This window comes from Moellerella wisconsensis (assembly GCF_022592395.1).
GTDB classification, from domain to species: Bacteria; Pseudomonadota; Gammaproteobacteria; order Enterobacterales; family Enterobacteriaceae; genus Moellerella; species Moellerella wisconsensis.
This window is the reverse complement of the sequence record NZ_CP093242.1, coordinates 1639373-1662570: the sequence shown is the minus strand read 5'-3', so window position 1 is coordinate 1662570 and position 23198 is coordinate 1639373. Positions and strand designations below refer to the sequence as shown.

The following is a 23198-nucleotide window of genomic DNA, read 5'->3' as shown; positions in this document are numbered from 1 at the left end:
GGTTATATTAGACCTATGATTAAAAAGTGATTATTGATGATCCAGCCCTAGGCTGCCCTTGAGTAGGTTAAGACGCTCCAGATCTCCTTCTCCGGCGGCCTGCTGAAGTGATTTTGTCGGTGCGTGGATCAGACGATTGGTTAACTGTTGAGTTAACTGCTTGATAGTCTGTTCAACATCAGCACCTTGGTGGATAGCGGCTAACGCTTTTTCTGTCATCTGTGCACGAACCTGCTCAGCTTGAGCACGATAATCGCGGATTGTCGATACCGCGGCTTGCGAGCGCAACCAATCCATAAAATGACGGCTTTCTTGAGCCACAATATATTCGGCCTCAATCGCCGCGGCTTTACGGTGCTCTAAATTCTGCTGAATAATTGTTTCTAAATCATCAACAGTATACAGGTACACATCGCGAAGCTTATTGACATCTTGTTCAATATCTCGAGGAACAGCGATATCAATCAATAACATAGGCTTATTGCGTCGAGCTTTCATTGCGCGCTCAACCATGCCCTTACCCATAATCGGTAACGGACTGGCGGTCGAACTAATCACAATATCTGCTTCTGATAGACGAGTATCAATATCAGCAAGCGAGATAACATCGGCGTTAACTTCATCGGCCAGAGCTTGAGCACGTTCACGGGTACGGTTAGCGATCATCATCCGTTTTACCCCATGCTCACGCAGATGACGAGCAACTAACTCTATAGTTTCACCGGCTCCCACCAGCAAAATATTTAAGTGATTTAGAGATTCAAAAATTTGGCGCGCTAACGTACAAGCCGCAAATGCTACCGAGACTGCATTGGCTCCAATTTTAGTTTCGGTACGTACACGTTTAGCCACCGAGAAAGATTTTTGAAATAAACGCTCTAAATCACTAGATAGCGCATGGTTATGCTGTGAAAGCGCAAAAGCTTTTTTAACTTGCCCTAAAATCTGTGGTTCGCCGAGCACTAATGAGTCAAGTCCACTAGCGACTCGCATCAAATGACTGACCGCGTCATTACCCTGATGCCAGTAGATACTAGACTTTAGATCGTTAGGCTGAATATTGTGATAGCGACACAACCAGCTAATTAGTTGTTCATGGGCTTTATCTTGAGCCGCAACACTCAAATACAGCTCAGTTCTATTACACGTAGACAGCACAACGCCCCCGCTAACCTCAGGTTGCTGGAGCAGATCATCAAGCGCATGATCAATTTTATCTGGACCGAAGGTGACTTTTTCACGCAACGATACAGGCGCTGTTTTGTGGTTAATACCAAAGGCTAACAGAGTCATAAGATCACTGGCTTCAACGACATAATTTTGATTGCTGGCAACGGAGACAATTGGCGGTAACCTCTCTTGTTCCCGTGGCTAATTGTTATTTTAACGGATAAAGCCACATTAATAGTCAAAACAGTCAGTAAGTATAATAGCTACAGCCTGTTACTTTATTACTGGCGATTAACGATGCTTTTATCGCATATTTATTAACTTTCTATTTTCTATTTTTAATAACGGATTTAAAAGACCAAATGAGCTTTTATTTTATTAATTAAATTACCCACTAAAATCTTAGTTTAAGACTTGAGCTTAACATCTTGTCTATGGTCTAGCTTTTCTACAATAACAGCACAGTCGAGATATTTCACGTACCGCCACTATTATATAGCATCAGAACTGCTAGATAGCATCAGAGCTTCAACACTAACAACAGCCGAATATTTTACACATCTTTATAGTCTATTACACAATTTTTTGTCAGACATATCAGATGACAAGCTCGTATGAAGCTAATTTTATCCGCTGTTTTTCATCCATTCTTTTGCCTATAATGGTTTTTATCGCACTCGCCAAATTATTATTGCCAAAAATAGGCTGGTAACCTTATCATTCTAACTGGCATTATTCTACTTGATGCCGCCTTGCAATTAAAGGACTGTAACAGCAGCAACCTAGAACTCACGAGTTTGATCACGTAAATCTGCATGAATTTAATCATATTTACTCAAGAACTATTTCGTTCAAAAACTATTTCTCACAACCACTATCGATAGTAACATGCCGATAAAATAATGAACCTAAAACCAGGCATATTAGCTAGCCAACACAGCCAAGTATCTGTAACTTGATATATAATCTTCGGTATATCGCCAATATCAGTCTATAGAGAATATAGGATAATTAATGTCATCTCATTCTGCTCAGACCGCAACTTCCCTAGTCATATCATCGACAATGACCAAAATGTGTCATTTTTCTCGCTTTTGGCGTTTACTGCCACTTGCCAGTGTACTATTAACGGCATGTACCCTCACCGAACAAGCTACCACCCAAGGAACTGGTTCGGTGAACGATCCCCAATGGCAAACACATCAGCAACAATTGAGCCACTTATCGCAATATCAAACGCGCGGCTCTTTTGCGTATATCAGCCCAGAGAATAAAACCTACGCCAAGTTTTTCTGGCAGCAATATACCCCACAAAATTATCGTTTAATGCTCACCAATCCAATTGGTACTCGAGAATTAGAATTGGCAGTTGAGCCTGATTTAGCCACATTGACCACCAAAGACGGTAAAACACATTTGAGCGATGTACCGTCAGAATTAATTTATCAGCTAACCGGTATGGAAATTCCGATTAATGACCTCACGCCTTGGCTGATTGGTTTACCTGGCCGTGCAACCCACTATACGTTAGATGAAAATCACCTGCTCAAATCAATCACTTTTACCCAAAATGGGGTCACTTGGCAGTTAGATTATTTAGCGTATGATACCCAAACTCAGCCAAGTTTGCCGAGCCGACTAGAGCTAAGCCAAGGCGAACAGCGTATTAAATTGAAAATGGATAGTTGGACACTAAACAAATGACGTTAACTTGGCCTTCCCCGGCAAAACTTAATTTATTTTTGTATATCACGGGCCGCCGTGCAGACGGCTATCATGAATTACAAACGCTATTTCAGTTTCTTGATTACGGTGATGAGATTACCGTAACCCCACGTCAAGATAATCAATTGCGGTTATTAACCAATATGCCTGGCGTCGAGCCGCGCAATAACTTGATTTTGAAAGCGGCCTATGCATTACAAAATTATTGCCAACAGCATTGCTCACAACAGGCGCCTTTTGGCGCAGATATCGCGATAAAGAAAATTCTGCCAATGGGCGGGGGTATTGGTGGCGGCTCATCAAATGCCGCAACAATATTAATTGCGCTTAATTATCACTGGCAAACGGGGATCTCAGATGAGACACTGGCGGAGCTCGGTGCAGCATTAGGGGCAGATGTCCCGGTATTTGTTAAAGGACATGCAGCGTTCGCCGAAGGAATTGGTGAAATATTAACCCCCGCTGACCCCGAAGAGAAATGGTATTTGGTCGCACATCCCGGAATTGAGATCCCAACCCCGACAATCTTCACAGATCCAAAATTAAATCGAAATTCTCCAAAACGCTGTTTAGCCGCATTATTACTGGCTCCGTACGCAAATGATTGCGAACCGATCGCAAGAAAACGTTTTCGTGAGGTTGAACAGCTCGTTTCATGGCTGTTAGAATATGCTCCGTCTCGCCTGACTGGAACTGGCGCTTGTGTTTTTTCTGAGTTTAAAACACAAGCTGAAGCCATTAAGGTGTATAATGAAGCCCCATCGTGGGTGCAGGGGTTTATTGCCCGAGGGGTTAATGAATCACCATTGCACAGATTCCGCGCTGGGATAACCCGTGTATTGAACCAATAAGCCTTGGCTAAGTTGGTCAACAATATCTCTCTGGACGCAAGCCTGAGGTTTTTCTCGTGCCCGATATGAAGCTTTTTGCTGGTAACGCTACACCGGAACTAGCACAACGTGTTGCAAACCGCCTTTATACTAATCTTGGAGACGCGGCTGTCGGTCGTTTTAGCGACGGTGAAGTCAGTGTTCAAATTAATGAAAATGTTCGCGGTGGTGATATTTTTATCATTCAGTCAACCTGTGCACCAACTAACGACAATTTGATGGAACTTGTTGTTATGGTTGATGCATTGCGCCGTGCATCTGCTGGTCGTATTACCGCTGTTATCCCTTACTTCGGTTATGCAAGACAGGATCGTCGCGTACGTTCTGCCCGTGTACCAATCACCGCTAAAGTTGTTGCCGATTTCTTATCCAGCGTTGGTGTTGACCGTGTTTTAACCGTTGACCTACATGCTGAACAAATTCAGGGATTCTTTGATGTACCTGTAGATAACGTATTCGGTAGCCCAATCTTGCTGGAAGATATGCTCCAGAAAAATCTGGAAAACCCTATCGTTGTTTCCCCTGATATTGGTGGTGTTGTTCGCGCTCGTGCAATCGCTAAACTGCTAAACGATACTGATATGGCTATCATTGATAAACGCCGCCCTCGCGCAAACGTTTCTCAAGTTATGCATATTATCGGTGACGTTTCAGGCCGTGACTGCATTTTAGTAGATGACATGATAGACACCGGTGGCACGCTGTGTAAAGCGGCTGAAGCATTGAAAGAACGTGGTGCTAAACGTGTATTTGCTTACGCAACTCACCCTATTTTCTCTGGTAATGCTGTTGAAAACATTAAAAACTCAGTGATCGATGAAGTGATTGTCTGTGACACCATTCCTCTTTCTCCTGAAATAAAAGCACTAAACAAAGTTCGTACATTGACTCTTTCGGGTATGTTAGCTGAGGCCATTCGCCGCATCAGCAATGAAGAGTCAATCTCAGCGATGTTTGAGCACTAAGAACTGACACTCTAGCGCAGGTCATCTCGCGCAAGTGTCGCTAAGTTCAGCTGTCTAATACGAGGTTTTTATCGTGAATTATAGGCAGAGTGTTAATTGCGTGAGAATGTCCAATAAAAAACCGCTAAGTTATAACTTAGCGGTTTTTATTGTCTATCTCTCAACGCATTCATCGGCTCACTAAGGCGCGTTCAATGAGCATAATTGTCTAAAACGCATAACGTAATTCATAAATTATATTTATAGATAGCGATGTTTATCGCGACGATACTTATCATCATGATTTTTTAACCACCAATAACGATCACTTACTGTTTCTCGCCCACCGATTTTAGCGCCAAGTAACCACACCATCGCGCCAATAAACAAACCAAATAATGAGCCGTTGGTAATTAGCTCAGACCAACCCATATCAAATACATGTGAGGCTAAATTCACGGCAATACTGCCTATCATCGCCACTAAACCACAGCCCATGAGTAAATTACCTAATATGAACGCCGTTTTACGTTTCATACTTTACCTCCTGCCCATCAGCCTAAAGGAAAATTTAACGTCATATTTAATGCCACGTTTAACGTAATGTTTAACGTAATAGTCAAAAATAATCTTTTACCTGATTACATTATAACCACAAAATAAATAAGGTTTGCGATGGTGCTCACAAGCAATAAATTTTCAATGCTATATTTGGTCTATTTTTGATACTAAAGCATCATTATTATCAAACTATTCAGCCAAAAATGATTTCCCAAGTAACTATCTTCCTCCCAATATTCCGCCACTAGATGACAGCTATTTTGAACTTCGCTCTAATGCGAGGTAAACTAGAGCTAACGCCCACAACTGCAAAATAGTGATTTAATAACAGTGAGTAACATAAAACTAATTGTCGGGTTAGCTAACCCCGGTGCAGAATATGCGCAAACTCGCCACAATGCTGGCGCATGGTATGTAGATCAACTGGCGGCACGCCATAATCAGCGCTTAAAAGAAGAGAGTAAATTTTTTGGCTATACTGCACGTATCAACCTGTGCGGCCAAGATGTGCGTTTACTGGTTCCCACCACTTTTATGAACTTAAGCGGCAAATCAGTATTAGCGATGGCCAATTTTTATCGCGTTAATCCCGATGAAATTTTAGTTGCCCATGACGAACTCGATTTACCGCCGGGAGTGGCAAAAATGAAATTGGCGGGCAGTAATGGTGGCCATAACGGCTTAAAAGATATTCAGAATAAATTTGGCAATAATCCTAACTTTTATCGCTTACGCATTGGTATTGGCCATCCTGGGGATAAAAACAAAGTGGTTGGTTTTGTATTAGGCAAGCCCCCTGCCTCCGAGCAAACATTAATTGACGATGCGATTGATGAGTCTATACGTTGTACCGACATTCTATTACAGGATGGAATAGATAAAGCCATTAATCGCTTACATAGCTTTAAAGCGGGTGCATAGTAAACTAGCGTATAAAACACCCTGAACATGAGTACTACCCGTTAACCTACTGAATATTCTACACCTAGCGGCTCAAAAAGATCGGTATTCGAGAATAGCGAATTTTTGTGTATAATCAGCCCCAATTTGCAGTACAAAGAGTTTAAACATAACCACGGGCAGAAAACTCTGCCCTCTCTATTTTTCTAAGGTGACAAACTTATGGGATTTAAATGCGGTATCGTTGGTCTGCCTAATGTGGGTAAATCCACGCTGTTTAATGCGTTGACCAAAGCCGGCATCGAAGCAGCCAACTTCCCTTTCTGTACTATCGAACCGAATACAGGCGTGGTGCCAATGCCTGATCCTCGTCTTGATCAGTTAGCTGAAATTGTTAATCCACAGCGTGTATTACCGACGACGATGGAGTTTGTCGATATTGCAGGTTTAGTTAAAGGCGCCTCTAAAGGTGAAGGTTTAGGTAACCAGTTCCTGACCAACATCCGTGAAACCGAAGCTATCGGCCACGTTGTGCGTTGTTTTGAAAATGACAATATCATTCACGTTGCTGGCCATGTTGATCCCGCTGATGATATTGAAGTTATCAATACTGAACTGGCATTAGCCGATTTAGATACTTGTGAACGCGCAATTCACCGCGTACAAAAACGAGCTAAAGGCGGCGATAAAGACGCCAAAGCCGAATTAGAAGCATTAGAAAAATGTTTACCACATTTAGAAAATGCCGGCATGTTACGTACATTAGATTTAAGCGATGAAGATAAAGCGGCTATCCGCTATCTGAGTTTCTTAACCTTGAAACCAACCATGTACATCGCTAACGTCAATGAAGATGGTTTTGAAAATAACCCTTATCTTGATACCGTGCGTGCTATTGCCTCTTCTGAAGGCTCAGTTGTAGTCCCCGTCTGTGCTGCGGTTGAATCAGATATTGCCGAGTTAGACGATGCCGACCGCGATGAATTCATGGCTGAGTTAGGTATTGAAGAACCGGGATTAAACCGTGTTATCCGTGCCGGTTATGAGCTGTTAAACTTACAAACCTACTTTACCGCGGGTGTTAAAGAAGTGCGTGCGTGGACCATTCCTGTCGGTGCAACAGCCCCACAAGCAGCAGGAAAAATCCACACCGATTTCGAGAAAGGCTTTATCCGCGCCCAAACTATCGCATTTGATGATTTTATCAAATACCGCGGTGAACAAGGTGCAAAAGAAGCCGGCAGAATGCGTGCCGAAGGTAAAGAATATATTGTCCAAGACGGCGACGTTCTGAACTTTTTATTTAACGTGTAGCCTATCGTTTAGTTTCGCGTTACCTCAGCAAATATCATACCCAAAAAACAGCATGAGATTGGCCTATTTTCATGCTGTTTTTTGTCTCACTGGGTATCATAAAATTCCACTATTTCACTATTTCACTATTTCACTATTTCACTATTCCACTATTCCACTATTCCACTATTCCACTATTCCACTATTCCACTATTCCACTGTCGCTGATGTCGCTGAGCGGTCAATAAACCAATTACTACCCTCTCATTTTATTAAAATATGACAGTTTATAAAACATCATAAGCACACCACCTCATCCAGATAAATATCTTTTATATCCTGCATATAAAATTAATATAACGATAAGTTTGTTTTTATTAGTCATAATCTGTTAACTTAAGGCAAATAGTCTAATATTGACGTGGGTAATCTGACACATAGCACATGCGTTTTATTTCCGGTTGCCACGAATTACCTGAAAGGAAAACGACATGAGCTTATTCGAAACTGTCACCAAACCGCTTCAATCCCATAACCGTTATCAACTGGCTATTCAAGACTGCCATACGCGATTAGATGTTGAGTCTTTCATCGGGCGAGAAGCGATTAGTGAAACCTATCGTTATCAAATTACTTTTACGTCCCCAGATAAAAACCTGCAAGCGCAACACTTTCTTCGCCGCACCGCCCATTTTACCTTTTCATCACCGACCACCCCATTAGCCGCCTTAAGTACATTGAATGAGCCTCAAAAACGTATTCATGGCGTAATAACTCACTTTAAACGGCGGTCAGGCTCTGCCGATGAAGCCCAGTACCAAATTGTCATCGAACCGTTTGTTTCGCTATTACGCCATCAAATGCGCTCACATCGGTTTTTTCTCAATCAATCCGTACCCGAAGTGATTGAGCTTATCTTACGTGAACACCAAATTCAGGGCTGGGAATTTGAGTTTCATTTACAGCATAAATATCCCAAGCGGGAGCAAATTAACCAAATTAATGAAAGTGATTGGCAATTTATTGAGCGCTTATTGAGTGAAGTGGGGATTTTCTATTCCTTTAGTCTTCAAGCTGACACAAAGACCGAGATTATTCATTTTGGGGATAGCCAGCGTGCCTATGTGTATGACCTGCAATTACCACTAAATAGCCCCTCCGGCATGAATGACAATGGCGTAGAAAGTGTATGGGGGCTGTCATTACGTCATCAAGTAGTGGAGCGCAGTGTCACCACCAAAGATTACAATCACCGCCAAGCCACGCAAATTTTACAGTCTGTTGAAACCGATATGACCCGAGGCGATGGCGATGATATTAACTACGGGGATGTGTACCATTATCAGGCCCGCCACCTTGAACGCGGCGATAAATACCAACCCGAAGTGGAGTCTGCGCACTTTTGGTCACGCTTAGATCATGAGCGTTTTCTGGCAAGTCAAACAATGCTACGAGGCAAAAGTAATTCACCTGCCCTGACGCCGTTAATGATCCTCAAAATTACTGATAATCAACTGCCTTCTACGTTACCTACCGATTTTCAATCCGAAATATTGATCACACGTTTGCGTTTTTCAGGCAGTCGCAGCAATGCATTAGTGATTCAATTTGATGCTGCGCCATATACGGAAGTGTTGTGTTGGCGACCCACGTTAAAGCCTCGCCCAGTAATTGCAGGGACGTTGATGGCGCGTATTACCAGTGTCAAAACCAACGATATCTACGCACATCAAAATGAACATGGGTTTTATTGGGTCAAATTTTACTCAGACCGAGATGAGAAGCCGACAGGTTATGAAAGTATGCCGGTACGGCTGGCTAAACCGTATGCGGGTGATACCTACGGCATCCACTTTCCGTTAATCCAAGGAACGGAAGTAGCGATTGCCTTCCATGAAGGCGATCCAGATAGGCCGTACATTGCCCATGCGTTACATGACTCCTACCGACCTGATCACATCACTGACAAAAATAATACCCGCAATGTCATTCGTACCCCAACCAATAATAAGCTGCGTATGGAAGATAAACGCGGCGAAGAACACATCAAGCTCAGTACCGAATACGGGGGAAAATCCCAACTCAATTTAGGGCATTTAGTTAATCAAGGGCGTGAAAAACGCGGTGACGGTTTTGAACTGCGCACCGACAGTTGGGGCGCTATTCGAGCAGGGAAAGGGCTGTTTATCAGTACCGATTTACGTACACAAGCCGCTTCTGAACAGTTGGATATGCGCGAAGCCAAACAACAGCTTGATGATGCGCTGAATTTAGTCAGTTCGCTACGTGAAGCGGCGGAGGTGGCAAAAGCGGAGCTTGCCGATTTAAATGCCCAACAAACACTATTGACCCAATCGATTCACGAGCTACAACAAGCCGCAATGCTACTCAGCGCTCCCGCAGGGATAGCACTAACATCGCCAAAAACCGTACAGGCTAACAGCGGCGAAAACATCACCCTGACTGCCAATAAACAGGCGGATATCTCGGTGGGTAAAAAAATCACCTTAGCCGCAGGTCAAGCCATCAGCTTGTTTGCTCAGAGTTTGGGTATCAAAGCCTTTGCCGCGAAAGGCAAGGTGGAAATCCAAGCACAAAGCGATGAAATGCACCTCACCTCACTCAAAGACATGACCATCACCAGCACGGGCGGTAAAACTGTCGTCGCCGCTAAAGATGAGTTATTGCTGACCTGCGGTGGTGCTTATATTCGTTTAAAAGGCGGGCAGATTGAGTACGGCAGCCCCAGCAACCAAACCGTCAAAGCCACAAACTGGGTGGTTGAAGGAGCGGCTTCAATGGATGTCACTCATCCACAGTTTCCGCAATCAATGCCAAAACAAACCTTGCGCTTTCAACTGAGCTCCTCTCCGCAGAGTCCGATGAAGGCGCGTGCGTTTGAACCGTATGAGCTGTATGCCAATGGAGCACTGATTTTAAAAGGTATGAGTGATGCGCAAGGTAATGTCCAAATTGACCATGATATTCCCACAGATAGTTACCAACTGCGTTTACTGAATGGAGATCGTTACGATATCGATGTTCCACCTTCTGAGCTACAAGATGAAAGCCTGAATGAACCAACACATGCGGGTTTCCGAGCCAGTGCACCAAGCCAAGAGCGTGAAAGTTCACGAATAGGTCAGGCGTGGAGTGACGGACTTTCCCAATTTATGACTGAATGGAATAAGAGAAAATAACATGTCAGGAAATCAATTTGGGGGATTCCCCGCCTCAGTGCAATTACCTATTCCGGCAACCGAACAAAAATTACGCTTACCCGTATCAACGTGTATGGTGCTGCAAATGACCCCCAGTTGGATACCTGAGCGTACCAAATACCCCATGAGCTTATTTGTATATACCCCACTCGTGAATGGGAAACAAACCTTTGCAGCAGTGGCGGAGGCCATTCGTAAAGCGAAAAAAAGTATTGAGATTATTACATGGGGCTTTCAGCCATCCATGTATTTTGAACGCTCAAGTGGAATTAGAGATGGGCAATTTCCTAATATTGCGGAGCTTCTTGAGCAAAAAGCCAAAGAAGGTGTGAAGGTACGCATTCTGGTGTGGTTTGATGAGATAGCTAAGCTGGGTGAAACCAGTTTACCCGGCTGGCGATTATCGACCCATTACACGCCAAGGCAAAAAATTGAGTTTCCGATGGAAAAGGCTATCGCGGCAGGGGCTAAATTAGACTATGAATCTGATAAACAATACCAATTTGATAAAGCGTGGTTACATCGTGCGAAAACCAATCAAATTAAAAATTTGTCGGTTCGTACACGCTCGATGGCGATAAATAACCCCTCATCTCGCTTGACCAAAGTCGCTGAATTAACCAAACACCAATTTGGCAGTGATGACATCGAATTCAGTTTACGTTTAGCTGCCCTTGCAGTGGTTCCTACTCACCATCAAAAAGCGGTTTTGATTGATTATGAAGATCCTGAATTAGCGATTGGCTTTGTGATGGGTCACAACATGCATTCGCAGTATTGGGATGATGATAAACACTCAATTACTCAACATAAAGATATGTCATGGCTAGGGCGTGATGGCCCGACAGCATGGCAAGATACATCGAACTGTGTGTATGGCGAAGTATTGTGCGATCTCAGCGATAACTTTGTCACCGCATGGAATAAAACCGAAGGTTTTTTTACAACGGGTAATGAAGGTTCTCAGCTGTTAGAGCAAAGAAAGTCTCTTATGCGCAGCCAATATACGCCGACCATTGAGTTCATTGATACACTCAATGAACGCTATACCTTTTTAGCCCGAAACCCATTAATTCCAACGTCGGGTAAAATTTGCCGAACTCAACCGGAATATGACGAATACGATATTTTAAAATCTTACGATCATGGTGTTAAACATGCACGTAATTATCTCTATTTTGAAAATCAATATTTCCGGTTATCGTCAATTGGCCGGGATGTACGCAATATGGTCGAGGAGCGAAATAAATGCTTTGCAGAGGCCGCTGCAACCGACCCTAAACTGCAAGGTGAAAAGCTGCCACCGTTCTATTTGTTTGTGGTGACGAACTCCACCACGAAAGCAGAGATTGGCGACTCCAACCACGTGGGGGGTTACCAAACCTATAAAATGCTAGAGACGTTAGGCCGCCGTGACCTCATGCGTGAGCATGCAGCATTTGATGGCACCTTTAAAAATATCATGGTTTCCACACAAGAGAGCTTACTCAAACCCATTCAGGTTGTAGAACCCGATGATATTCAAGAAGAAGAGATCGACGGGTTTAAGAGCGTCATTTGTACCTTGGTTTCGCCCGATTCTGACCGCTGGCAATCGGTGTATGTCCACAGCAAGCTAACCTTAGTAGATGACACCTTTTTAATCCAAGGCTCTGCCAATATCAATTTACGCAGTATGGCATTTGATACTGAAATTGCCGTCGTGCTGCAAGATACAGATATTTTCCCGATTATTAAGCCACTGCGGGAACATTTGTGGGGGATGCATAAGGGAACTGGGAACATATCAAATGATTTGACGGCAGAATTTAAAAATTGGGTTGATATTAGTAGCGATAATGCAAAAATTAAAAATAGCAATCAAAAACCAATAAGTCCGCTTATCCCTTTTGAGGATAAAACAATTGGGTTAGAAAATTCGGATTAAATTATGTCACTAATTAAACCTTGTTTATTACTGTGTGCTCTAGCGCTACTTGCTAGCTGCAAACCTGTAGAAGAAAAAGAGAAAGCAATGACTCAAAAAACAGAACCCGATTTAACCTTCACCTGCGTGTATGAAAAAGACACATTACCTCCCGTTGATCCGGAAGCGGATATTTGGTTTAAACAAGCTCGTGAACTTGAAAAAGTCAATAAATATCAAAGAGATTATACGCAAATTGGTGTTCTATACCGTAAAGCCGCAGAGCGTAATCACCCTAAAGCCATGCTTAATTTAAGTAATTTAATCAGTTACGGTAAGGTGCCACCGATTGAGGGAAAAGGTTCAGCTCAAGAGGTTTGGGATATTATCCAAAAAATGGCTAAATTAAACATCAGTTATGGTTATTACCAAATGGGGCACTATCTTGATACAGGCTATGGAGTTATAGCAGACCGCACAAAAGCCTTAGCCTATTTTCGCCAAGCAGCGGATTTAGGCAGTCCTGAGGCACAAAGTGTGATTGGTGACATTCTAATATCTATGCGATTGTCCGATAAAGACAATCCGGCTTATCGCCCTGAAATTGGTAAGAAAATGCTCGAATGTGCGGCTAATCAAGGAAACGGAGAAGCAGCATATAATTTAGCTTTTTACTTACATACTGTTGATAAAAATTTTGATGACGCACTAACAAATTATCAACGATCCATCAAAAATGGATTCCGAAGGGCTGCCTCAAAACTTAATCAAGCATTTGAGCCTAATACCACACCCCAAAATTACTATTACCTAGCAGTTAAACCAGACCAAGAACGCTCAGCCCGCTATGAATCAATAGTCAACGAAATCGACGCTTCTGACGAAACAGCTAAATTCCCCGATATCGATAAAATCGTTCCACTTCCCCCTGCTGAATTACCGGAATGGGATGGCACCTTTGAATATAAGAAAGCACCACAATAATGGGGATAGGCAAAGTGAAGTATTGGCGAGCATTGAGTGGAATAATGATAGCGATATGGCTATCAGGCTGCTCTGCCAATAGCAAAATAAATAACCAGTTAAAAAACTTCCAATTTACCTGTGTACAAGAAAAAGACCACTTTCCACCGTTAGACCCCGAAGCGGATATGTGGTTTAAGGAAGCTCGGAATTTAGAGAAACAAAAAGGCAAGAAAGATTATGTGAAAATCGGTTCACTATATCGTCAAGCCGCCATGAAAAACCACTATAAAGCGATGGGAAATCTACAGACTTTATTGGCGCAAGGTAAAGTTACACCATCACAAGGTCAATTCCGCCAACAGGAAGTAATTGACCTTGTCGAACGCTTAATCAAAATGGATATCCCGTTTGGCTATTTCATTATGGGCACTTACTTGCAACAAGGGTACGGCATCGAGCAAGACTCCGAAGCGGCATTCCGCTATATGCTTAAAGCCGCCGTGATGGGTAATCCAGATGGACAATATGTGATTGGGCTACGTTTTATGGATGCCACTAAACCACAATCCTATCGGTTGGATTTAGGACAAGCCATGTTGGCATGCTCTGCTGAGCAGGGATATGCAAAAGCCGCTTATACCCTAGGAGTGAACTATAAAAACAAAGGTAACTACTCACGGGCACTTTACTTTTTTCAAAAATCTGCCGAATATAGCTATGAAATAGGAGCTTATACATTAGCAAAAAATTTCAATACTAGTGATCCAACTAATAGACTTGATTATGTGGGGCAACAAATCGATCCTGAACGTGTTAGACGCTATAAGTTGATTGATCAGGAATTAAGTAATAATCCCGATGCCAAATTCCCTGATATCAATAAGATTGTTCCGCTACCACCAGCTGAATTGCTGGAATGGGACGGTACGTTTGAATATAAGAAAGCACCACAATAATGGGGATAGGCAAAGTGAAGTATTGGCGAGCATTGAGTGGAATAATGATAGCGATATGGCTATCAGGCTGCTCTGCCAATAGCAAAATAAATAACCAGTTAAAAAACTTTCAATTTATCTGTACGCAAGAAAAAGATCGTTTTCCACCTCTCGACTCTGAAGCGGATATGCGGTTTAAAGAAGCACGCCATTTAGAAAAACAAAAAGGCAAAAAAGATTATGTGAAAATCGGTTCACTGTATCGCCAAGCCTCCATGAAAAACCACTATAAAGCGATGGGAAATCTACAGGCTTTATTGGCGCAAGGTAAAGTTACGCCATCACAAGGACAATTTCGTCAACAAGAAGTGATTGATATTGTAGAGCGCTTAATCAAAATGGATATCCCATTTGGCTATTTCATTATGGGAACTTACCTACAGCAAGGTTATGGCGTTGAACAGGATTCCGAAGCTGCATTTAAATATATGCTGAAAGCGGCTGTGATGGGTAATCCCGATGGACAATATGTGATAGGGCAACGCTTTATGGATGCCACTAATCCCCAATCCTATCGGCTAGATTTAGGTCGTTCTATGCTAGCGTGCTCAGCTGAACAAGGCTATGCTAAATCTGCGTATACCCTTGGGATTGATTACGATATAGATAAAAATTACTCCACAGCCTTATATTACTATCAAAAAGCCGCTGAATATGGATATCAGAAAAGTACTTATAAGCTATCTAAAGTTTTCAATACCGACGCCCCAAAAAATGAACTGGATTATTTAGGGCAACAAATTGATCCTGAACGCGTTAAGCGCTACCAGAAAATTCATGACGAATTAGATAAAAATCCCTACGCTAAATTCCCCGATATTAATAAAATCGTACCGCTTCCCCCTGCCGAACTCCCGGAATGGGATGGCACGTTTGAATATAAAAAACAGGCAGAGGGGCAGTAGCGATAATGAATCTCTCCTTTTTATCTCATCATCAATCAGTTGCTCGCGGCATTTTTAAATGTAGTGCATTGCTTTGTAGCATGCTAATGCTAAGTGCTTGTAACCCGACGGATAAAAAGGACGTCACTGTGACTCAAAAAACAGAACCCGATTTAACTTTCACCTGCGTGTATGAAAAAGACACGCTACCGCCAGTTGATCCGGAAGCGGATATTTGGTTTAAACAAGCCCGTGAGCTTGAGAAAATTAATAAATATCAACGTGATTATGCCAAAATTAGCGAGCTTTACCGTAAAGCCGCAGAGCGTAACCATCCTAAAGCGATGCTGAATCTCAGTAATTTAATCAGTTATGGCAAAGTGCCTCCGATTAAAGGTAAAGGAGCAGCTCAAGAGGTTTGGGATATTATCCGAAAAATGGCTAAATTAAACATCAGCTATGGTTATTACCAAATGGGGCATTATCTAGACACGGGTTATGGCGTAGCTGCTGATCGTACAAAAGCGTTAGCATATTTTCGTCAAGCCGCAGATTTAGGTAGCCCTGAGGCTCAATTTGTCATTGGTGATATCTTCCTTTCAAAAAGGCTAGACAATATGCAAGACAATCCAGCTTTTTTCCCTGAAATTGGCAAAAAAATGCTAGATTGTGCCGTACAGCAACAACATGGAAAGGCTGCATATTATTTAGCAACATACTATTTAGATGTAGATAAGGAGTTCGACAATGGAATGAAATATCATCAGTTAGCTGTAAGAAATGGTTATCGAGCATCAGCTTCGGCATTAGCTGAAGGTTTTAAGCCTAACGTAAAGGAAAACTCGATGTATTATATTCCTATTAAACCAGATCTCGATCGCTCCGCCCGTTATGAATCAATAGTCAAAGAAATTGACGCCTCTGACGAAACAGCCAAATTCCCCGACATTAATAAAATCGTACCGCTCCCCCCAGCTGAACTCCCTGAATGGGATGGCACGTTCGAGTATAAGAAACCACAGATTAAACCATAAAAGGATCTTAACATGCGCGCACTTGTTCGATTAGGTGACAAAACTACTCATGGCGGCGAAGTGATTTCCGCTTCTGGCTCTGTGATGTACGGTAAACCGATTGCTTTAGTGGGAGACAAAGTCAATTGCCCTAAAAAAGGGCACGGTGTTAATGCCATTTTACCCGGCTCAACGCTCATTTTAATATCCGGTCGCCAAGCGGCATTGAATGGTTTTCAAACTGAATGTGGTTGTACGCTTATTGCAAGTCTATCATCGTCGGGCGAACAATCATGATGAGTTGGAAAATCCCCTCTTTAGAGCATCCGCCTGCACCAAGATCTCCTCGTTTGATACTTTGGCTATTCTTAATGACCGTCATCGGTACCATCGGATTTGGGGTAGGTATTTATTTATCAGAAAATAACATGCTGCCTACTAATATGGGCAATATTAGCTTTCTTTTGCTTTTTATTGTTGTACCTAATTTGCTTATTTTTTCAATACGGTTACTGGTCTATTTGTTAACTTCCTATCACCATCAATCATTTACCGATATGTTAGATGATGCACAACAAGAATGGCGCTATTGGGCAAGTAAGCATCTCGGATTACTGGCTCATTCACGTCTCACTCACATTGATGAAGAAAATAAGGATGAGCTCAAGTTATTATCATTGCCGCCAAACAAAGATAATGTACTCAAACTAGATGGGTTGAAATCACGGCCTTCGTGGGAAAAACAAGAGCAGGTTATCTTAGAATTACTCACACCGATAGCGGAGTATTATCATCAGTATGCATTGACCCAACCAATCACTTTTTATTGGCAAGCTCAAAAGGCAGATACTGATTGGATAGCCCTTATCCAAGAAGAAGCAACTCGGTTATCGCTAAATATCGAATCCATTCAACCCTTACCACAAGAGTCACTGAGTGAATGGCTACTCGCACTTTATGAAGAACCGTTTGAGCCTAAACTTTACATGATTATTTCATGCCACTTAGATGATACTCGTGCCAGTGAAGAAGCGTCGTGTTTACTTCTGACACCACAAGAACTCTATGAGCATTTGCGTGTGCCAGCTAAAGCCAAGCTATTACGCCCTATTTCCACGGATATAAAGTCATTCGATGAAGCATTAAAAATACTGTGTGAATTTCAATTAGCCGGTAGCCAATTAAATGCCGTTTGGCATAATGAAGTCAGTGATAACAATAAAGGAAAATGTATTGAGAGTTATGCACAACAAAAAGTAACCCGCATTTCTGAGCATTTTTATGATGTGGATTTATTTTTAGGGAAAGGAGGAATAGCTAGGCATGGCGTGGCATTATCGCTGGTAAGTGGTGAACAATATCCCCTGCTCATTGTTCACCAAAATGGTAATAATCTGTTATTACAACAGGTACTCATATAGTAAGATATTATTATATGCTAAAGGAGCGATAATTTATTTTATCCCGCGGTGTTCCACCTTATAACCGTTAATACTTACGTTTAAGCTATCGGCATATTATCTTTTTATAGGTAGACTCTATTTACTCTGTTCATTTTTTAATTATCAAATCAATCAAAACTCGATTAAAATAAAATAGACTCAAATTCAATTCGTTATCGGATTAGTATGCGAATATTATTAATTGAAGATCATATTAAAACCCAAAATTGGGTAAAAAAAGGCTTAGAGGAAGCGGGTTTTCTGGTTGATGTTGCTGAAGATGGTCGCGATGGGCTCTATTTCGCTTTAGAACATAATTATCAACTGGTTATTCTCGATATCATGCTTCCAGGAATGAATGGCTGGGATGTGCTTAAAATATTACGAACCTCTAAAAATATTCCGGTTATCTGTCTCACTGCACGTGATGCCGTTGATGATCGAATTAAAGGGCTAGAATTGGGTGCTAATGATTATTTAGTTAAACCTTTTTCTTTTTCTGAGCTATTAGCACGAGTCAAAAATCAATTGAAAATCAATCAGCCTACTTTAACTACATTAACCATTGCTGATCTTAAAATTGATCTAACTCGCCACGATGTAGAGCGCGGAGAGAAAAAAATAATTCTTACCCGCCAAGAGTATTCTCTTTTACTGTTTTTTGTGTTGCGTTGTGATGAAATATTACCTCGTACTTTAATCGCCAGTGAAGTCTGGGGGATTGATTTTGATAGTGATACCAATATCATTGATGTTGCTATTCGTCGGCTTCGAAAAAAAATCGACGATGGATTTGATATTAAACTTATAGAAACCATTCGTGGTATGGGCTATCGACTGAATAAGCCAATAGAATGAAAAAAAGATCGCTACGTTTTAAGCTTATTAGCTTATTTATCCTATTGATGGTTATCAATGCAGGTATTGTGACATGGATGCTGTACCATTCTCTCGAAAATGAATTAGTCTCTCAAGATAATCGGCTACTGGTAAATCGAGCAGATCAATTAGCAAAATTAATTGCTGGTGGCATTGATATTCAAACATTACCGACCTACTTTCAAAGCATGATGGATATGCGCCAAGATATTATCCAGATAACAGATGCAACTGGGCATATTTTAGTAGGCTCAAATACCGAATATCTCGATAGTTATCCACTGCGATTAGTCAATTTTGAGCAATTAAATATTAACTCAATTAACCATTGGCATACCCCTGAAGGCATACCTTTTGCGGCCGTCTATTTTGAGACAGATTCACCTATCGGGCAATTATATGTCGTGTTAGGCAAAGTATCCGTCGATCGTAGTGGTGTTCTTCATTTATATTTGATCCAAAGTTTAATCGTTTCTGTACTTTCAATATTACTCATGGGGTTACTCAGCTTATGGCTGCTGAAAAAAGGACTTTCTGATATTCAATCGCTAAGCCGTATCACTATGAAAACAGATATTCACGCTCTCAATACTCCTATCGATATTGAGCAACTTCCTCAAGAACTCAAAGAGCTGGGGGAATCGATGAATATTATGCGACAACGATTAAAACATGATTTTGTGAAACTAACTCAATTAGCGGATGATTTAGCACACGAACTAAGAACACCGATTAATGCAATTAGGGTACAAAATGAAATTATTTTACGCCGTTCAAGAAGTGTCGCAGAATATGAAGCGGTGATTGTCAGTAATATTGAAGAACTCGATAAACTGGCGCAAATGATCCAGAGTACTCTATTTATTGCGCGAGCTGAAAATAAGAACATTAGACTGAATCGCGAAGAACTCTCAGTATATGAAATTATTAACGAGGTCTATGAACTTTTCGCTACTTCAGCAGAAGAAAAGCACATTACATTATACTGTCCCCCATCGCCAGTGATTATTTATGCTGATTATTTACTATTATCCCGTGTTTTTATTAACTTAATATCCAATGCGATTAAATATTCTCGAGATAAAACTCAAGTAACCACGCAAATAACAACGCAGTCCGAGCATGTTATAATTCGAATGATCAATCACGGAGAGCCTATGTTAGATCATCCTGAAATTTTCACTCGCTTTTGGCGAGGGGATAATGCACGTACGACCGAAGGCACAGGATTAGGATTATCTATCGTTAAAGCTATTGTCGAATTACATAATGGCGAAGTCAGTTTTGCTCATCAGGCAGGTACTAGTACACTTACTCTGCGGTTCCCGATTTCTCATTAAGATGACAAATTTGTCATCTTAATGTCAGTTATTTTTATTGCGCTTACGGTATAACCAATGGTCTTCGTATTTTACTTTGGAGCGCAGAATGAAAAATCCACCCAAAATTCCAACATCCCAAGTTACGTCTGAATCCGTCTTTTTTATGAAACGCCGGGAATTATTGAAAGCTCTCGGTGCCGGCGCGGTTGGTCTGGCTGTTAGCTCCCAAGCCCATGCTGGCTTATTTTCTTGGTTCAGTGACGAGTCACCTTCTGTGCCGGTTACGCCTAGAAAACAACTAACATTTATCCAGCCGGAAGCCTACCAATCATCATTGGTATTAACTCCCGAAGATAAGGTGATCGGCTATAATAATTTTTATGAATTTGGATTGGGTAAAGCCGATCCCGCTGAGAATGCGCATACGCTAATTACAGACGAATGGAAAGTAACTATCGATGGTGAAGTTAATCGTCCATTGACTCTTAATTTAGATGATATTAATCGTAAGTTTCCTCTTGAAGAGCGGATTTATCGCATGCGTTGTGTTGAAGCGTGGTCAATGACGATTCCGTGGATAGGCTTTCCTTTAGCTAAATTATTAGCGCTAGTTGAACCAACAAGTAAAGCGAAATATGTCGCGTTTGAAACTCAATATGCCCCTGAACAAATGCCGGGACAAAAAAGCCGTTTTATCGGTGGGGGCTTACCTTATCCTTATATTGAAGGATTACGTTTAGATGAAGCGATGAATCCACTGACATTGCTGGCTACTGGTGTATATGGCAAAACATTACCCAACCAAAATGGTGCCCCAATTCGCCTAGTTGTTCCATGGAAATATGGATTTAAAGGTATAAAATCCATTGTAAAAATCCGCTTGACTGAACAAATGCCAGAAACTACATGGAACCTATCAGCACCTAACGAATATGGCTTTTATGCCAATGTTAACCCCAATGTAAATCATCCCCGTTGGTCTCAAGCAACTGAGCGTTTTATTGGCTCTGGCGGTTTAGGTCACGTTTCGCGTCAACCGACTTTATTATTTAATGGATATGGCGAACAAGTTGCTAGTTTATATAAAGATATGGATTTACGGAGATACTTTTAATGCCTCAAAAAAATCGGTGGTTAATTTGGCTCACTAAAGGAATAGGACACCTTATCGCCTTATTACCTCTACTTGAGCTGATTTTTTTAATTAGAATGGATCAACTAGGCGCAGATCCCGCTAAAGATATTCAACACTTTACTGGAATTAGCGCATTACGCATACTGATCCTTATTGCGCTAATTCCATTATTAGCACGTTTATTTCAATTTACCGCACTGTTTGAAGTAAGGAAGCTATTGGGATTATGGTGTTTTGTCTGGGCAATACTCCATTTAAGTAGTTATCTTGTACTTGAAATTGGTATAAATGATTTATCTTTATTTTTTGCAGAAGTTTTCTCTCGAGTCTACTTAATACTTGGTGCAATCGGCTGGCTATGTCTATTAGTAATGGCAATTAGCTCATTAGACCCTATTAAAAATAGATTAGGCTTGTGGTGGAAAAAAATTCATTTATTACTCTACCCCACACTATTATTAGTACTGTGCCACTTTATTTTATCGCTAAAAACGCTGACGCCAGAACCCTTTATTTATTTAGCACTAATCAGTTGTAGCTTGATTTATCGTAGATGGAGCATAAAGAGATAACTCACAAGATAAATATCACGGTATTCAACCAAAGGATGCCGTTGATATAAAGTAAAATTAACTTTGCGCCTCTCCTTTGTTATTTTATACATCGATATTGCTTCTGTGCATCTTCCCATCGTAATGTAATATACTTATTAATGGCAATTCCCCCTTAAATGAGACGACTATAATTAGATTATCTGGCTTACAACTTGCAAAGTTGAATAAGAAAAAGTCCATTATACTCAGACTTAAATGGGGTTAGAAATTGAGACATCGAATACACAATATGCCAATAATATCAAACCAGGCGATAAAGAAACGTCCATACTGTAGGAAATCAATATTTTTTATATTCACATATTGCTATATTTATAATCAGTAATTGAACAAATTCATTTGAAGAGCTACAGTTAACCTGTATTCATACTATATTTAATTATATCTAATTCCCCCAGTGAGGTTATTCTCGAAATGAACAACTAATGTGCCATTACTTTATATTTATTTACCAAGAGTAAACGCACATAGTCGTTTGTTGTTCGTGTTGCCTGCTATCCGCTATTGTCTGGTAATTCAAACTATAAAAAATCATCTGTGCGTTGCTGTCTGATAATTATTTTAATTTATAAGGATAAACAATGACGATGCCCCCTTTTTCTTCCGATAATATCTACCGTTACAACCAAACTGTCTGGGATCGCCTTGCTCGTGAAAATTGTGACTGGTCGCGCCCTGTTTCTACTGACGTTATTCAGGCTGCCCGTAAAGGTCAGTGGGAAGTGCGCTTAACCCCGACTAAACTCCCTGCGGGATGGCTACCTGATGTGCGCGGTTTGCGTATTCTATGTCTTGCTGCTTCAGGAGGACAACAAGCCCCCGTATTGGCTGCTGCTGGCGCAGAAGTAGTTGTTTTGGATGCTTCACCGGAACAATTGGCGTTGGATAAAAGGGTTGCAAAGCGCGATAATCTGACTTTAGAAACCATCTTAGGGGATATGCAGGATTTGTCAGCCTTTGCCGATGAGACATTTGATATAATTTTTCATCCTATTTCCAATCTCTATGTGCCGAATATTCGTCAGGTGTGGCTTGAATGTTTTCGTGTTCTTCGGGCGGGCGGTAAATTACTCAGTAGTTTTTATAATCCTGTGGTATTTATTTTTGATCGCGACCCTGATTTAGCGGCTAATGGCCTAATGAAGCCACGTTTCGTTTTACCCTATGCTGATATCACCGATCTGAATGCTGATGATATTCAAAAGAAACAACTTAACCATGAAGCTCTGGTTTTTGGTCATACATTGGCAGATCAAATTAATGGGCAACTAACCGCTGGTTTTATGCTGACAGGTTTTGATGAGGCATTTTAATCCGAACCACGTTTTATGATAGACA

General features: G+C 41.4%; 20 protein-coding genes. 18 read left to right on the top strand and 2 right to left on the bottom strand.

Annotated elements, in window-relative coordinates; all coding sequences use genetic code 11:
• Window positions 1–30: 30 nt before the first annotated feature.
• Window positions 31–1293, bottom strand: coding sequence for a glutamyl-tRNA reductase (gene hemA / locus MNY66_RS07475; RefSeq protein WP_047255939.1), 1263 nt, complete (start codon window positions 1291–1293; stop codon window positions 31–33).
• A 951-nt stretch (window positions 1294–2244) separates the two neighbouring features.
• On the opposite strand from hemA, the gene lolB reads away from it, so the two are divergent.
• From lolB to prs, 3 genes are read left to right on the top strand one after another with little or no spacing between them, the layout of a single operon-like run.
• Complete coding sequence (gene lolB, locus MNY66_RS07470; RefSeq protein WP_420915523.1) at window positions 2245–2874, top strand: lipoprotein insertase outer membrane protein LolB; 630 nt, start codon at window positions 2245–2247, stop codon at window positions 2872–2874.
• Window positions 2871–3746: a 4-(cytidine 5'-diphospho)-2-C-methyl-D-erythritol kinase gene (gene ispE, locus MNY66_RS07465; protein ID WP_241501805.1), complete on the top strand. Its 876-nt coding sequence runs from the start codon at window positions 2871–2873 to the stop codon at window positions 3744–3746. Before lolB ends, ispE begins: the two co-directional genes overlap by 4 nt.
• A gap of 56 nt (window positions 3747–3802) precedes the next feature.
• Window positions 3803–4750, top strand: coding sequence for a ribose-phosphate diphosphokinase (prs, locus tag MNY66_RS07460; RefSeq protein WP_047255941.1), 948 nt, complete (start codon window positions 3803–3805; stop codon window positions 4748–4750).
• 240 nt (window positions 4751–4990) lie between these two features.
• Here prs and ychH read toward each other — a convergent pair whose 3' ends face one another.
• Window positions 4991–5266, bottom strand: coding sequence for a stress-induced protein YchH (ychH, locus tag MNY66_RS07455; RefSeq protein ID WP_047255942.1), 276 nt, complete (start codon window positions 5264–5266; stop codon window positions 4991–4993).
• Window positions 5267–5620: 354 nt separating this feature from the next.
• Here ychH and pth point away from each other — a divergent pair, with 354 nt between their 5' ends.
• From pth to MNY66_RS07380, 15 genes are all read left to right on the top strand, one after another.
• Window positions 5621–6211: an aminoacyl-tRNA hydrolase gene (gene pth / locus MNY66_RS07450; RefSeq protein ID WP_047255943.1), complete on the top strand. Its 591-nt coding sequence runs from the start codon at window positions 5621–5623 to the stop codon at window positions 6209–6211.
• A 201-nt stretch (window positions 6212–6412) separates the two neighbouring features.
• Entirely contained in the window at window positions 6413–7504 is a 1092-nt protein-coding gene (ychF, locus tag MNY66_RS07445) for a redox-regulated ATPase YchF (RefSeq protein WP_241501804.1), read from the top strand.
• A gap of 470 nt (window positions 7505–7974) precedes the next feature.
• Window positions 7975–10683, top strand: coding sequence for a DUF2345 domain-containing protein (locus MNY66_RS07440; protein ID WP_241501803.1), 2709 nt, complete (start codon window positions 7975–7977; stop codon window positions 10681–10683).
• A 1-nt stretch (window position 10684) separates the two neighbouring features.
• Window positions 10685–12631: a phospholipase D-like domain-containing protein gene (locus tag MNY66_RS07435; protein ID WP_241501802.1), complete on the top strand. Its 1947-nt coding sequence runs from the start codon at window positions 10685–10687 to the stop codon at window positions 12629–12631.
• Between the two features lie 3 nt (window positions 12632–12634).
• Window positions 12635–13594: an SEL1-like repeat protein gene (locus MNY66_RS07430; protein ID WP_241501801.1), complete on the top strand. Its 960-nt coding sequence runs from the start codon at window positions 12635–12637 to the stop codon at window positions 13592–13594.
• 14 nt (window positions 13595–13608) lie between these two features.
• The gene (locus tag MNY66_RS07425; RefSeq protein WP_241501800.1) at window positions 13609–14532 is read left to right on the top strand and encodes an SEL1-like repeat protein; all 924 of its coding nucleotides are present in this window, start codon (window positions 13609–13611) and stop codon (window positions 14530–14532) included.
• A gap of 14 nt (window positions 14533–14546) precedes the next feature.
• Window positions 14547–15476, top strand: a complete 930-nt coding sequence (locus tag MNY66_RS07420) for an SEL1-like repeat protein (protein ID WP_241501799.1) — start codon at window positions 14547–14549, stop codon at window positions 15474–15476.
• Window positions 15477–15481: 5 nt separating this feature from the next.
• The gene (locus tag MNY66_RS07415) at window positions 15482–16489 is read left to right on the top strand and encodes an SEL1-like repeat protein (RefSeq protein ID WP_241501798.1); all 1008 of its coding nucleotides are present in this window, start codon (window positions 15482–15484) and stop codon (window positions 16487–16489) included.
• A 12-nt stretch (window positions 16490–16501) separates the two neighbouring features.
• A complete protein-coding gene (locus MNY66_RS07410) occupies window positions 16502–16765 on the top strand; it encodes a PAAR domain-containing protein (protein WP_241501797.1) in 264 nt (87 codons plus the stop codon).
• On the top strand, window positions 16762–17889 hold the full coding sequence (locus MNY66_RS07405; RefSeq protein ID WP_241501796.1) for a hypothetical protein: 1128 nt from the start codon (window positions 16762–16764) through the stop codon (window positions 17887–17889). Before MNY66_RS07410 ends, MNY66_RS07405 begins: the two co-directional genes overlap by 4 nt.
• Before the next feature lie 207 nt (window positions 17890–18096).
• Window positions 18097–18768 (top strand): heavy metal response regulator transcription factor, encoded by a 672-nt coding sequence (locus tag MNY66_RS07400; protein ID WP_047255948.1) that lies wholly within the window; start codon window positions 18097–18099, stop codon window positions 18766–18768.
• Window positions 18765–20129 (top strand): heavy metal sensor histidine kinase, encoded by a 1365-nt coding sequence (locus MNY66_RS07395; protein ID WP_047255949.1) that lies wholly within the window; start codon window positions 18765–18767, stop codon window positions 20127–20129. Before MNY66_RS07400 ends, MNY66_RS07395 begins: the two co-directional genes overlap by 4 nt.
• A gap of 88 nt (window positions 20130–20217) precedes the next feature.
• Complete coding sequence (gene msrP / locus MNY66_RS07390; RefSeq protein ID WP_047255950.1) at window positions 20218–21225, top strand: protein-methionine-sulfoxide reductase catalytic subunit MsrP; 1008 nt, start codon at window positions 20218–20220, stop codon at window positions 21223–21225.
• Entirely contained in the window at window positions 21225–21818 is a 594-nt protein-coding gene (locus MNY66_RS07385) for a ferric reductase-like transmembrane domain-containing protein (RefSeq protein WP_047255951.1), read from the top strand. The genes msrP and MNY66_RS07385 overlap by 1 nt, the downstream gene beginning before the upstream one ends.
• Window positions 21819–22441: 623 nt before the next feature.
• Window positions 22442–23173 (top strand): class I SAM-dependent methyltransferase, encoded by a 732-nt coding sequence (locus tag MNY66_RS07380; RefSeq protein WP_241501795.1) that lies wholly within the window; start codon window positions 22442–22444, stop codon window positions 23171–23173.
• Window positions 23174–23198 lie beyond the last annotated feature (25 nt).

What these genes read in the sequence shown, in the direction of transcription:
- hemA (WP_047255939.1), bottom strand. Translation starts at nt 1,293, where the DNA reads ATGACTCTGTTAGCCTTTGGTATTAACCACAAAACAGCGCCTGTATCG.
- lolB (WP_420915523.1), top strand. Translation starts at nt 2,245, where the DNA reads ATGTGTCATTTTTCTCGCTTTTGGCGTTTACTGCCACTTGCCAGTGTA.
- ispE (WP_241501805.1), top strand. Translation starts at nt 2,871, where the DNA reads ATGACGTTAACTTGGCCTTCCCCGGCAAAACTTAATTTATTTTTGTAT.
- ychH (WP_047255942.1), bottom strand. Translation starts at nt 5,266, where the DNA reads ATGAAACGTAAAACGGCGTTCATATTAGGTAATTTACTCATGGGCTGT.
- ychF (WP_241501804.1), top strand. Translation starts at nt 6,413, where the DNA reads ATGGGATTTAAATGCGGTATCGTTGGTCTGCCTAATGTGGGTAAATCC.
- MNY66_RS07440 (WP_241501803.1), top strand. Translation starts at nt 7,975, where the DNA reads ATGAGCTTATTCGAAACTGTCACCAAACCGCTTCAATCCCATAACCGT.
- MNY66_RS07435 (WP_241501802.1), top strand. Translation starts at nt 10,685, where the DNA reads ATGTCAGGAAATCAATTTGGGGGATTCCCCGCCTCAGTGCAATTACCT.
- MNY66_RS07430 (WP_241501801.1), top strand. Translation starts at nt 12,635, where the DNA reads ATGTCACTAATTAAACCTTGTTTATTACTGTGTGCTCTAGCGCTACTT.
- MNY66_RS07415 (WP_241501798.1), top strand. Translation starts at nt 15,482, where the DNA reads ATGAATCTCTCCTTTTTATCTCATCATCAATCAGTTGCTCGCGGCATT.
- MNY66_RS07410 (WP_241501797.1), top strand. Translation starts at nt 16,502, where the DNA reads ATGCGCGCACTTGTTCGATTAGGTGACAAAACTACTCATGGCGGCGAA.
- MNY66_RS07405 (WP_241501796.1), top strand. Translation starts at nt 16,762, where the DNA reads ATGATGAGTTGGAAAATCCCCTCTTTAGAGCATCCGCCTGCACCAAGA.
- MNY66_RS07400 (WP_047255948.1), top strand. Translation starts at nt 18,097, where the DNA reads ATGCGAATATTATTAATTGAAGATCATATTAAAACCCAAAATTGGGTA.
- MNY66_RS07395 (WP_047255949.1), top strand. Translation starts at nt 18,765, where the DNA reads ATGAAAAAAAGATCGCTACGTTTTAAGCTTATTAGCTTATTTATCCTA.
- msrP (WP_047255950.1), top strand. Translation starts at nt 20,218, where the DNA reads ATGAAAAATCCACCCAAAATTCCAACATCCCAAGTTACGTCTGAATCC.
- MNY66_RS07385 (WP_047255951.1), top strand. Translation starts at nt 21,225, where the DNA reads ATGCCTCAAAAAAATCGGTGGTTAATTTGGCTCACTAAAGGAATAGGA.
- MNY66_RS07380 (WP_241501795.1), top strand. Translation starts at nt 22,442, where the DNA reads ATGACGATGCCCCCTTTTTCTTCCGATAATATCTACCGTTACAACCAA.